Genomic DNA, 17,825 nt, shown 5'->3' on the forward strand with positions numbered 1-17,825 from the left:
CAGCCATACGCAAACGAGCGTATGGCTGTTGATCAAAGCAAGGTAGCTACTGCTGGAAGTATTCCATTTTATCGGCATCAATGTTGTTAATAATATTCACTTCACCACCACTGCCTCCTTCCATCGTAGCGCTTAGGGTCACCATTCCTGTAGTTGAACCTGTACGAAGCGTTCCAGTCAGGCAAATACTCAACGGCTGATCTTTTGTAATGGGTTCGCTTGTATTCAATACGTAATAATTGGGGTTCGTGCTATCTACGCTCCAGACCTGATTCCGCACAGGTCTGCCACCAACATTGGTCGCGCTGGCATCGAAGTTGAGTTGGAGTCGAGAGTCTTTACTGAGTCTGACTTTAATCGGGCCGTTCGATGTTGTCGACGTTATGTCAGCAACCGTAATCACTACGTTAACCGGGCTCGTGCCATAGACCGTTGTGGGGCGAGCATACATGATCGGCACTAAATCCGGAGCGGGTGGATTGACGATAACAGTACCAAGGGCCGTCAAAACCACTCCCCCTGGACCGAGGGCCAGGAAAGGTAATCCAGCAGGCAGGTCGTCATTTTCAGGCTCTATGACAACGTCTTCGATTATTTCGCCCTCTTCGTTTGTTTTGATTACGATTCCATCTTCCGGAAAATTATCCTTCGTATAGGTCACCCCGTTGACAATAATCCGAATAACATTGGTCGGGAATGTTGGAATACGTATCCCGGTAATCGGCAGGGGCGGCAGTACAATGGGCGGTATGAGTATAGGCGGTATAACAATCGTAAACGTCGTTTTCGGCAGTTCGATCTCCTTAGAATCATTCTTATCCTCATCTTTGTTCTCGTCCTTGTAGAAGGTAGCAGTAACTATGGCAGCATCCGATTCTACACCCGCGTTATCTTTAACGGAATAGCTAAATGTGGCAATCGTCGAACCCGTTGCCGTGGGGTCCAGCGTCAGTTGCGCTGGATCAAAGTTGGTTATGGCCTGCTGCCCGCTAACGTCTATGTTTTGATAATATAACGTACCGCCAGTCGCCGGGCTTAAACTCACCGACCGCCCTCGGAGATTATTGGGATAAGATCCATCTTCCAGATCGCTCCCCGTAAAGGTACTGGCATAGACCGGCGCCCGATTCTTTCCTTCTGGATTCGGCTGGAGCGGCATCACCGATGTAACAACCTGAGGCTTCTGATCAATGCCAAAATTAGCTTCGCCCACATTGGCCGTTCCGACCGTGACCTCTGTCAGCCTACCATTCGGGCTGGCGTCGCTACCCGGACCAGTACCCAGATGCTCACCCGTATTGTCCCAACTCGTAGGCAGCGAAGGCGTGATGCTTCCCTGGGCGTTGCTACTCAACACCACCGAATACGTATCAGGGGCTACGTTGGTGAACGTGTAGGTACCGGTGCTGGTGACGCCAACGGTAGCCAGAGCCGTTGTGCTATTCACCAACGTAGCATAGAGCGCCTGATTACCCGGTGCGACCAGGTCGATGTCGGTCCCGTTGACAGCGACCCCATTGACCGTATTGTCCGTCTGCCCGTTACCATCATCGAATACCCTCCCCGAAAGGCTGGGTAGCTGGGTAAAGGGCACCGTAATGGTAGCCGGTTCCGAGTTCACCCCGGCGTTGTCTTTAACTCGATAGCTGAACATAGCGGTTGTACTGCCCGGAGCGGTAGGGTCCAGACTGACTTGGGTCGGATCGAAGCTCGTAACGGCCAGGCTCGTACTGACGGCCGTAGTGCTGTAGTACAACGTACCGCCGATAGCCGCACTCAGACTCACGGCCCGACCCGCCAGATTATTCGGGTATGTACCATCCTCGCGGTCGGTAGCCACAAAAGCCGTCGCCGAAATGGGAACCTGGGTTGTGCCCCCGGGATTGACCTGGGCCGTCAGCGTCAGTGAAGTACCCACGGGTTTCTGGTCAATGCCAAAGTTGGCGTCGGTTTTGCTCCCGCTGCCGACAAGCACCGACAGCACTCCATCCGCGAAGCCATCATTGCCCGGCCCTGTGCCCAGGTACTCGCCCGTGTAGGTCCAACTGCTGGGTAGCGAAGCAAACGAACCAGCACCCTGTGGGTTGGTTGTCAACACCAGTTGATAGCCTATACTGCCACCCTGTACGGAGCTGAAGCTAAATACTCCACTGCTGCTCACTGGGACGGTCGAAATGAGGTTACCCTCGATGCTCAAACTGACGAACAGCGGCACCGGGTTACCAGAAGCCGGTGGAACGGCTGTTCCGTTGACAGCGACCCCATTGACCGTATTGTCCGTCTGCCCGTTACCATCATCGAATACCCTCCCTGAGATCGAAATCGGAGCCAGACGGAAGGGAAAACTAACCAGAGAGGGCGTCAGGCCAGGATTTGAGGAAACCCCGGCATTATCACGTACCGTATACTCAAACGTAACGGTAGTTGATTGGGTTGACGTTGGGTCGAGCGACACCTGCGTGGGGTCGAAGACGGTAATGAGCTGCGTGGCCGTGACAGGAGCGCCCTGGTAATATAACGTTCCGCCTGTGGCCGGGCTCAAACTCACCGACCGCCCCGCCAAATTGCTCGGGTACGTACCATCTTCCAGGTCGCTGCCCGTGAATGCGCTGGCTGGTATGTTGGCCCGATTAGCCCCGCCGGGGTTGGTCTCAGCAGTCAGCACCACCGAAGCTCCTTCGGGCAAGCGGTTTATTCCGAAATTGGCTCCATTTACATTGGCTGTGTTCACGAAAATGCCCGTCAGCCTGCCGTCAGCGGTTCCATCGCTGCCTGGTCCGGTGCCCAGGTTTTCGCCCGTGTAGGTCCAGCTGACCGGCAGCGAAACTGTTGTGCCACCCGCAGCATTCGTATTTAGCACCACCGAGTATGTACCGGCCGCTACGCCTGAGAAACTATAGCTGCCCGTGCTGGTGACGGGCACTATGGCCACCACTCCGTTGGTTGAACTCACCAGCGAGACGTAGAGCGGCTGACTGCCCGAACGTAGCGGGTCGATATCCGTGCCGTTCAGTGGATTCGGACCCGCGCCCGTCTGGTTCACCAGATTGTCGGTCAGGCCATTGCCATCGTCGAAAACGTTGCCCGACAGACTATAGTCAACTGGCAACATGCCGACACCAATAGCCGAAATACCCGCCACCATCGTGCCCGCCAAAAGGCTATTCTCCGTATTGCCGCTGGCGTAACTGGTTCCACCCAGATACGCCTTGGCCCCCGTGCTCAGGTTAATCCATCGAGTGCCATCCCAGCCCACCAGCCGTAAGCTCACCGCCGATTCAAACCCTGTCAGGTCGGGAATCGAGACAGTGATGGTCAGTCCGGCTCCCGTACCGCTCACGGCAATCCAGTCCCACTGGCCTACCGGGCTAACAGCACTCAGACTGGCTCCGTCGAAACTGCTGATGGGATGCAGGGCAGGCGTTCCCGATAGGTCGGTCGTGCTGGTTGGGTCGCCTACGATCCAGGCCACGCTGTATTGATCGGTGGCGGTAGCCGGCGCACTCATCGTGAGTGATCGGACATCGATACCGCTGCCGACGGGAAAGGTGAAGCTGGTACTGCCGATTTTGCTGACGTAGCCGTTGACATGCTGGGCATCAGTATTACCTCCGGTATACGTAGCGGTTGCCTCAAACCGCAACGCCCCGGCCGTAGTAGTGCTACGTACCGTAGTCGTAATGCCGTTACTGAACGTAGCCTGGTTCCGTACATTGACCCCATCGGTGTTGGTAATGGCGATGGGCTGGTTGGCCCCATTGAGCAGTTGGAGGTTGAAGAAGTAGGGACGTACCGTACCGGCAATTTCCTGAGGTCCGGGTTGACCGCCTGGTCCCATGAATTTGTCGGTATGGCCTTCGGTGGCATTATAGACGCCCTGATTAGTCAACGTCTGCGCCGAGGGGCCTTTGTGTTCAAATATGCCCTCCTTACTGCCGTTGTAAACACCCTTATCCGTCACAATCGACGGCATCTGCACGTTACTGATCAGATTCTTGGTGTTGCTAATCAGACCATTATTGTAAAGCTGGGCGCGGGCCGTAACGGCCAGCAGCACCACGAGTAGAAGAGTTAAACGAAGTCGGTTCATAGCCAGAAGAAGAAGTAATTTGGGATGCTGTGGTGTCGGGTTCTCAAACCCGACATTTCGCGCCAGCCAGTGTGTCGGATTTGAGAACCCGACACCACAGGATAAAGCTGAGCGCGGGCCGTGACGGCCAGCAGCGTCCCAAATCAGGTTAGGGTTTGAACGTAACGGACCGGTTGGCGGATGGCTCGGTGAGCAGGGCTTCGATTTTAGCGAGCCGGGCCTGTACGTTCTTCTCCTGCTGGTGTGCCGAGTCCAGTTCAGCTTTAAGCTGCTGATTGTCGGCTTTCAACTGTTCGACTTCCTGAATCAAGGCTTTGATGGCAATCAGGTTGACACCGTCGAAATCGGCCTGGTTGATGGTTTTAGCCTCACCGATCGTACCGACAGCATCATGGCCGAAGGCCGCAAAGAAATCCTGGGCCATGGGGCCATAATGACGGTAGAGTTTGGCATCCTGTCCTTTGTAGTTCCAGCTACCTAAGCGCATCTGGCTGATCTTCCTGAGGAAAGCTTTTCCATCGGTTGTGCGAAAGTTTTCTTTGCGGGTTGAATCCGAGAGTGACTGCCAGGCGTTGCCAAACGGTGCAAGTGAAACACCAACGCTAGACGTCTGAGGACCCACGCCGGTGAAGAGATACATACCACCCGCAAAACGCATAATTAGTTGATTGTCGGCTGTACTGGAGTAAGACGACACACCAACGGCATCGCCAACAACAAAGGCCCCCGCCTTCCCATTGGTAGAAACGAATGAACCCAGGGCGGTGGAATTATTGCCACTGGCCACCGTATTTAGACCCACAGCCAGGGCGTTTTGACCGCTTGCCAGGGATGATAACCCCATGGCTAAGGCATTCGCACCACTGGCTGTCGTAGACGTACCCAGGCTCACGGCGGCATTTCCACTGGCTATGGTATTTATGCCCGCAGCTATAGCATTCGATCCAGAAGCTATCGTAAAGCCACCCATGCTCACGGCGGCTGCTCCTATAGCCCGCGTGTTGTTACCCATTGCCATTGAATAGGGACCTTCGGCCTGTGTCATCGTTCCGGAAGCCATCGATGCACTCCCCGAAGCCCGCGTGTTATCCCCCATTGCCGTCGAATTCGCCCCGCCAGCGATGGTCCTTAACCCCATCGCCGTTGAGCTAGTGCCGTTTGCGGTGGTCGACGTACCCAGGCTGATGGCCGATTCACCAACAGCCACCGCCTGGTTACCCATGGCCATTGAATAGCGTCCATTGGTTCTGGTTCGGTAGCCTAAGGCCGTAGACTGGCCGCCCAAAGTTATCGTTTCCCTGCCCAGAGCCATCGACTCTGGCGCATCGGCTATCGAACTATATCCCATACTGATAGAATATTCACCTAACGCCTGGGCATCTTTCCCAATAGCCGTTGAATACCGTTGATCAGCCAGTGTGCCATTGCCTAAGGCTGTCGAATACGTCCCCTTCGCTTCATTATACGATCCCAGTGCAATGGCCAGCTCTCCACTGGCTTTTGTCCGATGGCCCAGCGTATTGGCATTTCTACCACTGGCGATGCTCCACTGGCCCAGCGCTAAAGAAGCCTTTCCGCTGGCTGTGGTGTAATAGCCCAGTGTGTTAGCGCTGTCGCCAATAGCCCGACTCCACTGGCCTAAAGCCATATTACAGGGCCCTTGAGAAGTAGCCTTAAAACCTATTGCCACGGAGAACTGAGCGCCTTCAACATCCACAGGGTTTGTAAAATCCGGAGGCTTGGGACTTGCGGGATCGCCGGTGTAGGCTTCTCTATAAGCTATTGGAGAAAGCGTGGCGCTCCCGAAGCCAATAGCCACCGAATACGGACTGCTGGCGTAGGAATGGTTACCCAGTATAACACTATTGGTTCCGGACGCTATACTGCCCGACCCAATACAAATGGCAAAGTTACCACCGGGTACCTGGTCAGAACCGCTGGTTTGAAATTCCTTATCATACTCACGAGGTGCGCCAGCCATACTGTAGTTTCCAACGACGAAGGACAAGTCGCTGACAGCCCAGCTTTTGTACCCCATAGCAGTCGAAAAATGACCAAGTGCCTGGGTCTGGTAGCCCATGGCGGTCGAGAACTGACCACTGGCGCGGGTGTTGGCCCCCGACGCAAACGAAAAATCGCCGATGACGTCACGTAATCTCCCCGGTGCATTATTCAGACGTGGCTTATAAAATTCGGAGTTATCCCAGAATCGGTAGAATGACAGGCTGTCATAGGCGATCAGTTTAACGAAATCGTTCGGTACGTTTTCAATACTGAAGAGCGACAACGACGACGCGGTCAAATATTTGACTGGAAATCTGGATGGGCCACTCTGGGTACGGGGTTTAGGGTCGGGCCCTGTATAAACGCCCCCGGCCCGGAAAGCACCCTTGTTACCATACCAGATCATTTTTGGCTCTATCGGCTGATTCAGGAACCGAAGCGCACCGTCGGGTCTATAATTAAAATCAACTGATCCGGGTGCCGTTCCAGTTGGGTTCGAGCCGTATTTATCAATGTACTTAACGGTGGGTCGGCCTTCGCCCCCGGTGCTGTCGACACCAAAGAGTACCGTACGCTTGTTCACTACATTAAGGAACGCTTTTGGCTGGTCGGTGCCAACGCCCACGGTTCGCTCATTGAGCTGTTGTAACGTAAAAAAGGGTTGGGCGTACCCATGAGTCGGGAGAAGAACGTAACCCATGAGGAACAGAAAACCCAATCCAAGTGTATGTCGATACGCTGACGTACTGATGAGAAAGCTGGTTACCCGATTGACTGAGAACCAGTGGCGACTGGACTTACTAATCCGGGAAAGAATGAATAGAAGAGAAAACATAGCTGGAACGAGTTAAGGTAAAAAAGAGGTACAAAGCTGGTTTTCAATCCGTAGACAGTCTATCACGCATGTTCCATTTTTAGCACCATTGTTCCATTTTCCTGATTGCCAGCCGTTTTGTATCTTTGATTACCTCTTGATTTATCCTATCCGGCTACTCTTTATGCGTTCAGGTCTAGTAAGCCTGCTCTACGTTATGTTCATGGCGTCCTGTCTCCAGGCCCAACAGGTCATGCCCCGGTTTGTCCGACGTATTACGCCCCCGGCTACCATCAACTTCAATACGGTTGGTGTCACCCAGGACGCCCGGGGGAACCTCTGGTTTGCAACCAACGAGGGCGTCGTTCGCTTCGATGGTCGGCAGTTCCGGGTCTATCATGATCCGGTGCTGGGCCAGGGCGACGATTACTTTCATGTGATCCCCTCGCCCGACGGTCGTATCTGGTGCAAGCTCGGCCGGGGGAGCGTCCTCTCCTACGTCGATCCGCACCTGGACCGCATCGTGCGCGTGCCTGACTCGTCGCGGCTGGTGCGGGACTATCTTTCGCAGTGGCGGAGTAACTACGTATTTGCGGATGCGGATGCAAAGCTCTGGATCGGGTTACGACGGCGTGGGCTGGTTCGATTCGACCCGCGTACCTATGCCGTCGAAAAGGTGTTTGATAAAGAAGGCGAAGCCGTTCGCTGGATCACGCAGGACCGGCAGGGCAACATCTGGTTTACAACCAATGATGGCGTTTATGCCTATCACCCAAATTCAGGCCTCCTGAAGCACTATCGGGATGAATTAGGTGCACCCGATCGTCGACCCAACAACGAGACGTTTGCCTTGGGTATTCATGCCCGCCAGGACGGCACGGTTCTGGTTGGACTGACCAACGAAGTGGATGTCATTCACCCGGTCACTGGTCAGATAACACATTTGGCCCTGATTCCAACCAAATCGTATCCTGACCAGGCCGTGCATGATTTCTACGACGACCCTCAGGGGAATACGTATTTCTCCACGTACACGGCCTGTTACCGCTATACCCGCTGGGGTGAGTTGCAGCAACTCGAATTCAGCGGAATCAGGCATCCCGTCAAATGTGTGTTTCCCGACCGGAACAATCGGCTCTGGGTTTCGACCAATGAGGCCCTGTTTGAATACGATTTATCCCATATTCGCCCGGTACCCGCCCTGAATTTAGTCGATGTGTTGATCAACGGCACCCAACTGAATGTACCCACTGATGAGCAGCAACTGGTACGGGACTCATTGGGGCTCCCAACGCTGACCGTTCGGGAAGGCGACCTGATTACCCTTCACGTCTCGCCCTACGTAGAAAATATAACGCGGGCATTCCGCCTTCGTCTGGATGGCTATGACCGCCGATGGAACGTCGTCGAAGATGCAACCAATACCGTCGCCTACGAGTTACCGGCGGGCTCTTACACACTGTTACTCAACCAATTCAATAATCCGGCTGGTTGGGAGAAAAACCCATCGAGGCTCAGCGTCGTTGTTCGGCCTCTGTTCTGGAAAACCGGCTGGTTCCGGGGTGTTGTGCTGACCATAGTCGTTAGTGCCGCGATCGTGTTGTTGCGGGGATGGAGTCGACGGCGCAAACTCCGGCGCGAACTGGTCCGTCGGGAATTCGAAGCCGCTACGTTGCGCGAACTCGATGAGCTGAAAAGCCGTTTCTTCACCAACATCACCCATGAACTACGGACACCCTTAACCATCATCCTCAACGGCATTGACCAGTTGAGCCATGCGCCCTTAGACGAGCCAAACCAGAAGCAACTGCAATCCGTTCAGCGCAGCGCTCAGCAACTGATGCGGCTCATCAACGAAACGCTGGACATCGCCAAACTCGATGCCGGGAAGCTCGACCGCCGGGAACACGTAGGCGAACCGGTCGATTTTGTGCAGCAGGTAGTGGCGCAATTTACGGACCTGGCCACCCAGCGACAGATTGACCTTCGATGGAAGGGAGACGTACCGGCCGATACGTCTGTCAACGATGAAGCCAGCCAACGCCTTTACGGCTTCGACGATGATAAACTGGAGAAGATTACGTATAACCTGTTATCCAACGCCCTGAAATTTACCCCCGCCCACGGACAGGTGATCGTCGATACCCGAATAAGTTCCGACCATAACCTGTTGTTACGCGTAACCGATACGGGCATCGGCATTCCAGCAGACCAATTGCCACGCATTTTTGAGCGATTCCACCAGATCGACAGTTCCCTGACGCGAGCTTACTCGGGTACGGGCATCGGGCTGGCCTTAGTGAAAGAGTTGACGGACTGGCTGGGCGGTACGGTCCATGTGGAAAGCACCGTAGGGGAGGGAAGCACCTTTACAGTTTCGGTGCCGTTGACGCCCCACACAACAGTCGCCCGGGTTGAGTCAATTCATCCACTGCCAGAACCGGTGCGACAAAGCACAGAACGGGTCGGCACCGCGCTCATCGTAAAATCGCTTATTCAAGCAAATGGCCGACCGATTTCGAAGCCATCCAGAGAAAAGAACCAACCCCTCTTGTTGTTGGTGGAAGACAATGAGGAACTCCGCTCTTATCTCAGCAGTCATCTCGCTACGTCCTACCGCGTCATGACAGCAGAGAACGGCCGACTGGGGCTTGAACAGGCGCTGGCCGACATACCCGACCTGATCATCAGCGACGTCATGATGCCCGAACTGGATGGCTATGAACTGGTTGAACGCCTGAAAGCCGACGATCGCACCAGCCACATCCCCATTGTACTGCTAACAGCCAAATCCTCTTACGAAAGTCGCATGAAAGGGCTGGGCGCCGGGGCTGACGATTACATGGGTAAGCCGTTCAGTGTAGAGGAATTGAACCTGCGGATCAGCAATGTCCTGCGTACCCGCCAGAACTGGCAGCGACGACTGACAACGGGTCAGGCACCGCACGATTCCAGGCCACCTTCCGATCTGCGTCTGGACAAGGAAGAGAGGTTTCTGGCGCGTTTACGGAGTCTTATCCTCGACCACCTAACCGACGAAGCCGTTGACGTCGATTGGCTGACTACGCAGGCCGGTATGAGTCGCACCCAGCTTCACCGCAAACTGATTGCTCTGACGAACCAGAGTGCGACTCACTTCATACACAGCGTCCGCCTGGAGAAAGCTGTTACGTTGCTTCAAACCGGCGAACTCAACGTAGCACAGGTTGCTCAGGCTGTTGGCTATAGTTCGCAGTCGTATTTCTCTAAGGTGTTTCAGGAGCAGTTTGGCTATCCACCCATGGCGATAAAAGTGTAACCAGCCGACAGCCGTACCGGAATGGGTGCTGTTCAACCGCTACGGCGATTATAATTTAATAACCTTTTTTGACTTTTAGTAACCCATTTTACGTTTACTTCACGTTTAGTTAATGCGCGCAAGTAGTCGCCCATTTAGATGACCAAATGATGAGAGGGAGCAAACTGGATTTATGTCTGAGCATGGGTTATTTTCGAATGCAGCAAGACATTTTTACGTGCCAATTTGTCCCTTTTGAGAATAGGCTTTGTCCTGTATACTGGTTACGTATTGCCCTCAACGACGTTGCATACGGCCCCAAGCAGCTCAGGTTGTTACGGAGCAATGAAAAATTCTCGGTATCGGTAACGCCGTTTGCCCTTTCGGATGAGCTGGAAACTCTTTACGCCCAGTATAAAGATTCTATCAACTTCGAAGCACCCGAATCGGTCGAAGCCTGCCTACTGGAGAGCAGTTCGACGTACAATGCCTTTGATACGTATGTTGTTGAAGTGCGGGATGCGAATCGCCTGATTGCTGCCGGCGTCTTTGACAATGGGCTACAAAGCATTGCAGGCATCATGAATTTTTACCATCCCGACTATCGGAAGTATAGCTTAGGAAAATACCTGATGCTACAGAAAATTAACTACGCCCGACGTCAGCGAAAAGTGTACTATTATCCGGGCTATATTGCCTACAATTACTCAAAGTTCGACTACAAAACATTCCCCTGTGAAGCCGCTACCGAATTGCTACACGTAACCAGCGGCCTATGGATTCCGTTTACGTGGGATACACTAAAGATCCTTTCGGTCAACAACATAAGTGAGTATTAAATGGCCTGAGTTATTCGTTTGACAAAACCACAACCGCTTTGCCAATAACCCGGCGCTCCATCATATTCGTAAGCGCCTGTGGGGCTTCAGCCAGTGAGTATTGCTTCGAAATATAAGGGGCTAGTTTACCCTGCAGGACCCAGTCAGCAAGCTGTTGCATGTTTTGGCGGCTCAGGGCAGCTTCTTTCTGGGTGAACATTCCCCAGAACACCCCCACCAGCGAACTGCCTTTCAATAGAGCCAGATTAAGCGGAATTTTCGGAATCTCGCCCCCGGCAAACCCCACTACCAGATACCGACCCCGCCAGGCCAGCGACCGGATTGCGGGTTCTGCCCATCGATCTCCGACGGGATCGTAAACAACATCGACGCCGCTTCCCTGCGTGATTTCTTTGATCCGTTCGCGTAGATCATCGGTCGTATAATTGATCAGATACGTAGCGCCTTTTTTCTGGCAAACCGCCAGTTTCTCGTCGGTCGATGCAGCCGCGATAACCGTAGCGCCCATCAATTTGCCCAACTCAACGGCAGCCAGACCAACTCCTCCGGCCGCTCCCAGAACCAATAAGGTTTCGCCCGGCATAAGCTGAGCGCGGTCCTTCAGGGCGTGATACGACGTACCAAATGCATACAGCGTAGAGGCTCCGGTTACGAAATCCATACCGTCGGGAATCGGAATCGTTGCGCGGGCGTCGGCGATACGTTCCTCAGCCAGGCCCCCGTGGGTGCCATACGTAAAAACGCGGTCGCCGGGTTTGACGTGCGATACGTTCTCGCCTACTGCTTTCACAACGCCCGACGCTTCGCTCCCCGGCGAAAACGGCAGCGGAGGTTTAAACTGATACATATTCCGGATCGTAAGCGTATCCGGAAAATTCAGACTGCACGCTTTCACCTGAATCAGTACCTCACCAGGACCGGGTGTCGGCGACGGTACGTCTTCGAGGGTAAGCGTATCCGGTAACCCATAGGCATGGCAAAGAATCGCTTTCATAGTCGATAATTCCAGAAAAGCGCAAGTTACTCACTTCGCAGACTTTTCACGGGATTCATCAAAGCGGCTTTAATACTTTGATAGCTGATTGTCAACAATGTAACGAATAGAGCCCCCGCTCCCGCAGCGGCAAAAATCCACCACGACAGTTCGGTTCGATACGGATAATTCTGGAGCCAGTCCGATAAGACGTAATAGGCAATGGGTGTAGCCAGACAAAACGCGATGACAATCAGCATCACAAACTCTTTTGAGAGCAGTTGCCATACGTTGAACACCGACGCACCCAGCACTTTCCGAATGCCGATTTCTTTGGTCCGTTGTTCGGCCATGAACGAGGCTAGCCCGAACAGACCCAGGCAGCTAATGAGAATGGCCAGGATAGCAAACCCACCTGCTAATCGACCGATACGTTCTTCTACCCCAAATTTTTGAGCGTACTGGTCGTCGACGAATTTGTAATCGAAGGGCGAATCGGGACTATAGCTTTTGACTACCTGTTCTATTTTCTCCAGTGCTTCGTGGGCCGATAGCTGCGGAGCCAAACGCAGGTTAATGGTATTGACATTCCCATAGTTGATGGCAAAAAAAGCCGGATTGACTGGCTTGAACGGATCTTCTTTCACCATGTCTTTGATGACGCCAATGACCTGGTACTCACGACTTGGTGAACCCCGCCGAACCATTTCACCGATTGGGTTTTTGAATCCCATCAGCCTGACAGCCGCTTCGTTCAGGATGACCGAAGCCGTGTCGGTTGAATAAGTTCTGGAAAAATCCCGTCCTTCTTTAAGCTGCCAGCCCACCGTTTTTCCGTAATCATGCGATACGTAATTGGTCATCACCAGCGGCTTGGAGCCCGATTTTTTGCCTTTCCACGAAATATCCGTCGTGCCGCCGTATTGTACCGTTACCGAATTCGACGATTCCGACATCCCGGAGACGGCTCCAGTCCGGAGCAGATCATTTCGCAGGGCATCGTAGTGTCCAGCCAGCTCTGGGGTCATTATTCCGATTTCAACCAACCCACTGCGACTATAACCCACCGGACGATCTTTGGCGTGTTCGACCTGCCGGAAAACGATGATGGTGCCGATGATGAGCGTTACCGAAACCGTAAATTGAAAACCGACCAGTACCCGACGGGGAATCGTAGCCGATCGACTGGTTCGCCTAATGCCCTTGAGTACTTTGATGGGCTGGAACGAGGACAGGTACAACGCCGGATAACTACCCGCAATCAAACCGGTTAACAGACTAAAGCCAATACCGGCTATCCAGAACCAGGGATTCGACCACAAAACGATCATCTTTTTTTCGGCCACCTGATTAAAAAATGGCAGCGTAAGTTGTACGAATACCATCGCCAGTATAAACGCCAGCAACGCCATTAACAACGATTCACTGAAAAACTGCGCAATCAACTGGCTACGTAGCGACCCTATCGCTTTACGAATGCCCACTTCTTTAGCTCGTTTCTCGCTTCGGGCGGTACTCAAATTCATAAAATTGATGCAGGCCAGCAGCAGCACAATAACCCCAATGCTACCAAACAGCCAGACAAACGTAATGAGTCCGCCCGTATTGACACCGTCTTTAAAATCGGCAAACAAATGCCATTTGGTCATCGGGTGCAGGAAAAATTCGGGTTTATAGCCTGGTGGATTATCATGCTTCATCCGAATATCCTTGATTTTCGCCGATACCTGATCAAAATCAGCACCCGGTTTAAGTTGAGCATAAATCTGGTACGAATTAGAATCCCATTCGTTTTGGTCCAGTTTAGCTCCTGCATCGTTGGCCGCGAAGAATTGCCAGGGAATCAGAAACGTTACGTCATTGAACGTGCTGTTGGCCGGGAAATCCTTGTAGACACCCGCTACCTTCACCGTCTGCTTATTGTCCAGTTTGATCAACTTGTTAACTGGGTTTTCGGCCCCGAACAGGACGTTGGCGAGCGATGCCGACAACAGGATCGCATTCATGTCGTTAGCGCCAAACGGTGCACCGGCCACGACATTCAATGACACCATGCTAATAAAATCAGGCTCGACGTAATTGCCGGTTTTCAGCAGTTTTCGTTCGCCAGTTGCCAGAATGACACTGCGCGTTACGGAAAGACCAACCGACTCGAAATCAGGGTATTTGCTACGCAACTCCTGGGCCAGCGGAATAGGCATCACATCGTAGGAGGCTTTTTCTACATCGAATTTCACAAACTGCCAGAGCTTAGCCAGCCGATTATATTGTTTAAACTGCCTGTCGAACGACAGCTCATCATAAAGCCAGAGTCCAATCAGCATCGCCACGGTCATGCCCGATGCGAGGCCAAAAATGTTGATGAACGAATACACCCGGTTCTTGGCCAGATTCCGAAAAGCAACTTTCAGGTAATTACGTAACATGGTTGTCATTGCCGGTTTGGGATAGGTTTTGGTATCTTCTCGTTTGATCAGGGAAGGACGTAATACACTCACGACATCCCGCACGTAGCGCCAGCGAGCTTTGCGTAACCCTACTTGCCGGATACGCTGCTGAAATAGTTCATCCAGGTCGCCTTCCAGTTCCTCTACCCGATGCGGAGCCAGGAACCAGTGTAGCAGACGAGTTGCGAAGCGGGGTGGGTGACGTAGCATAGGGGTAAGGGCTTTGGGCAGAGGGCGAAGGGCTTGGGGCAGAAGGTTATCAGCATTCACTATACCCTTTGCCCTTACCCCTGCGCCCTCTGCTATTCAGAACGTAGTGACTTTACCGGATTAACTAAAGCGGCTTTTACCGCCTGGAAACTGACCGTTAACAACGTAATAACCAGCGCACCAACACCCGATACGGCAAAAATCCACCACGACAGTTCCGTGCGATACTCGTATTGCTGGAGCCAGTTGTGCAGAACGTAATAGGCAATGAGCCCAGCGAGACCAAAGGCGATAATGACCAAAAAGACGAAGTCTTTGGAAAGCAGAAGCCACAGGTTTACCACCGATGCACCCAGCACTTTCCGAACCCCAATTTCTTTCGTACGTTGCTCAGCCATAAATGAGGCCAGGCCAAACAGACCCAGGCAACTGATGAAAATGGCCAGACCAGCAAAGAGGCTGGCGAGTAGCCCGATACGTTCTTCGCTGCGAAACTTCTGGTCGTACTGTTCATCGACAAACGTGTAGTTAAACGGGACTTCGGGCAGGTGTTCCTTCAATACGTCATCAATAGTAGCCAGAGCCGCCTGTAGATTTCGCGCGGGGTTGAGCCGTATGGTCAGGAATTTACCAGGCCGCGGACCGATAAAAAAGACAGAAGGCTTTGCTGGCTCATAAGGCGAATCCATCACCACATCCTGAATCACGCCAATAACGTGAAAACGGGCATCAAATCCATTGCCTTGCCAGGTGATGGGTTGACCAAGTACATCCCGAAGGCCCATAAACGCTACCGCCGATTCGTTCAGAACCACACCCAGTGAGTCGGAGGCCAGTTGCCGGGAGAAATCGTGCCCCTGTTTAAACTGCCAGCCGACGGTTTTCCCGAATTCATGCGATATGCCAATCGTGGCAAAATTGACCTGTAACGTCGGCGGTTTACCCGCCCAGTTGAAACCGCCATTGGTCGACTGAACCTCGGTCAGCGGACTGGCCGATTCACCCACTTCGAGTACAGCACCCGACTTGATCAACTCGTTCCGAACCGTCTCCCGATGCAGTTCGTAATGCGGTACGTTTATCAGCAGCGAAATCAATCCGGCCCGATTATAGCCAATGGGGCGGTTCCTGGCATATTGAATTTGCTGATAAACGACCAACGTACCGATAATGAGCGCTATCGAAACCGTGAATTGAACAACGACCAGTACCCGACGGGGCGTAGCAATACGATTGCCTGTATAGAAACTGCCCTTTAATACGGTAACGGGTCGGAACGACGACAGGTAAAGCGCCGGATAGCCACCAGCTATAAACCCCGTCAATAAAACAAAACCCAGCCCCACACCCCAGAACATCGGACTAGTAAAGGGGAGAGCTATACGTTTGTCGGCCACCTGATTGAAGAACGGTACCGCCAGATACACCAGCCCGATAGACACGGCATACGCGAGCGCAACGACCAGTAGTGATTCGCCAAAAAACTGAACAATCAACTCCTGTCGCCGGGAGCCAATGGCTTTGCGGATACCCACTTCTTTGGCCCGGTTGACCGAGCGGGCGGTACTCAGGTTCATGAAGTTGATACAGGCCAAAAACAGGACGAACACCCCGATAATACCAAATAGCCAGACAAACTGAATCCGACCGCCTTCATTGACGCCGTTTTTCCAGTCTGAGTACAAATGCCAGCGAGACATGGGATATAGCACCACTTCAGGTTTCTGAGCAGGGTCTACCTGGGCATTGTTAACGAGCAGGTTTCTGACCGTTGCCGATACGTCGGCCATGGCAACCGACGGAGCCAGCGTTACGAAAATTTCAAACGAGGTATTGGTCCAGTCATCCTTCGCTTCATTGATCCAGCCGGTCGAAGCGGCATACAACGCCCACGGCGCAATGAACTGAACGTCGGCAAAGCTGCTTCCGGTGGGTAGATCCTGGTAGACACCAGTGACGTTGACAGTCATGGTGTTGTCGATTGCCAGGGACTTGTTGATCGGGTTTGTCTCACCGAATAAGGTTTTGGCCAATGATTCCGACAACAGAATGGAAGCTGGCTTTTTCAAGCCGTCCCGACTGCCTTTCAGCATTGTTAACGACAGCATCTCGGGCGCTTCAGGAGTCATGAATTTGCCGCTTTTGGAAAATACCTGGTTCGACAGGGTGATGGTGTGCCAGCTCGTCCACCAGGCCAGGACGACATGGGTAAACAGTCCTGCCTTATCAGCCGGCCCGTGGTGATTACCGCCGTAGGTAGCTTGCAGGGTTTGCGCCAGTGGAATCGGCAGACCCGCTTTGGTGTCAATCTCTCCATTAACCGTTCGGTTTCGCATGACCTGGGCAATCCGGTCGTAGTTCTGAAAAGACTTGTTGACCGATAGTTCATCGTAAAGCCAAAGCCCAATCAGCATCGCCACAGCCATCCCGACGGCCAGTCCACCAATGTTAATAGCGGAATACCCCCTGTGTCTAGTAAGGTTTCGGAAGGCAATTTTGAGATAATTCTGAAACATATCGGTAAAGGCAGGATTTGAATAGTCACGTTGTATAGTTTGTCTTTTCATTAGGGAAGGTCGTAATACACTCACTACGTCCCGAACGTAGCGCCAGCGGGCCTGTCGAAGACCCATCTGTCTGACGCGTTGCTGAAACAGCTCATCCAGATCGCCCGCTAGTTCTTCAACCCGATGAGGAGCACAGAATAGATGCAACAGGTATGTTGCCCATTGAGGTGGTTTGGCTTGCCGTTTCATGTCCAGGCCGTGTTTGGAATGGCTCCCCACATCTGATTGCGCAATTGGCGAATTTCTTCCAATGCCCGGCGACCATAGGCAGTTACGGTATAAAGTCGCTTCCGGCGTCCTCCTCGCTCGGCTGTCATACCACCCATCTCCGAATTAACCAGCCCTTTCTCCTGAAGTCGGTTCAGCGCCGAGTGGACTGCGCCTAGATTTACTGAGCGACCCATCTGTTGTTCAATCTCATTGACGACAGCCGCTCCATAGGCATCGCCAGTTCGAATGGCTACGGCCAGTAAAACCACTTCTTCAAACTCACCTAAATAAGTCCCTTTCATAAACAGCCATTACTTATGTATATGTATAACAAATGCCTTGCCAATATCGAAAATGGGCTGTACTGATACGTAGCGGTCTATTCTGCGAAATG

Annotated in this window: 8 protein-coding genes; 2 read left to right on the plus strand and 6 right to left on the minus strand. The window is 52.9% G+C overall.

Annotated features, from left to right (window positions below):
* Positions 1-46: 46 nt before the first annotated feature.
* Positions 47-4,090 (minus strand): beta strand repeat-containing protein, encoded by a 4,044-nt coding sequence (locus IC230_RS20015; protein WP_191040812.1) that lies wholly within the window; start codon positions 4,088-4,090, stop codon positions 47-49.
* Positions 4,091-4,238: 148 nt separating this feature from the next.
* On the minus strand, positions 4,239-6,929 hold the full coding sequence (locus tag IC230_RS20020; RefSeq protein WP_191040813.1) for a tail fiber domain-containing protein: 2,691 nt from the start codon (positions 6,927-6,929) through the stop codon (positions 4,239-4,241).
* A gap of 163 nt (positions 6,930-7,092) precedes the next feature.
* Between IC230_RS20020 and IC230_RS20025 the strand changes: the two genes are divergently transcribed.
* Both IC230_RS20025 and IC230_RS20030 read left to right on the plus strand, forming a co-directional pair.
* A complete protein-coding gene (locus tag IC230_RS20025) occupies positions 7,093-10,206 on the plus strand; it encodes a hybrid sensor histidine kinase/response regulator transcription factor (RefSeq protein WP_191040814.1) in 3,114 nt (1,037 codons plus the stop codon).
* 149 nt (positions 10,207-10,355) lie between these two features.
* Complete coding sequence (locus tag IC230_RS20030) at positions 10,356-11,024, plus strand: arginine-tRNA-protein transferase (protein WP_191040878.1); 669 nt, start codon at positions 10,356-10,358, stop codon at positions 11,022-11,024.
* Between the two features lie 10 nt (positions 11,025-11,034).
* Here the strand turns inward: IC230_RS20030 and IC230_RS20035 are convergent, their stop codons facing one another.
* From IC230_RS20035 to IC230_RS20050, 4 genes are all read right to left on the minus strand, one after another.
* Complete coding sequence (locus IC230_RS20035; protein ID WP_191040815.1) at positions 11,035-12,018, minus strand: NADPH:quinone oxidoreductase family protein; 984 nt, start codon at positions 12,016-12,018, stop codon at positions 11,035-11,037.
* Between the two features lie 26 nt (positions 12,019-12,044).
* Positions 12,045-14,654, minus strand: coding sequence for an ABC transporter permease (locus IC230_RS20040; RefSeq protein ID WP_191040816.1), 2,610 nt, complete (start codon positions 14,652-14,654; stop codon positions 12,045-12,047).
* 92 nt (positions 14,655-14,746) lie between these two features.
* A complete protein-coding gene (locus IC230_RS20045) occupies positions 14,747-17,410 on the minus strand; it encodes an ABC transporter permease (RefSeq protein ID WP_191040817.1) in 2,664 nt (887 codons plus the stop codon).
* A complete protein-coding gene (locus IC230_RS20050) occupies positions 17,407-17,733 on the minus strand; it encodes a PadR family transcriptional regulator (protein ID WP_191040818.1) in 327 nt (108 codons plus the stop codon). Before IC230_RS20050 ends, IC230_RS20045 begins: the two co-directional genes overlap by 4 nt.
* Positions 17,734-17,825 lie beyond the last annotated feature (92 nt).

It is taken from the genome of Spirosoma validum (assembly GCF_014699035.1).
GTDB classification, from domain to species: domain Bacteria; phylum Bacteroidota; class Bacteroidia; order Cytophagales; family Spirosomataceae; genus Spirosoma; species Spirosoma validum.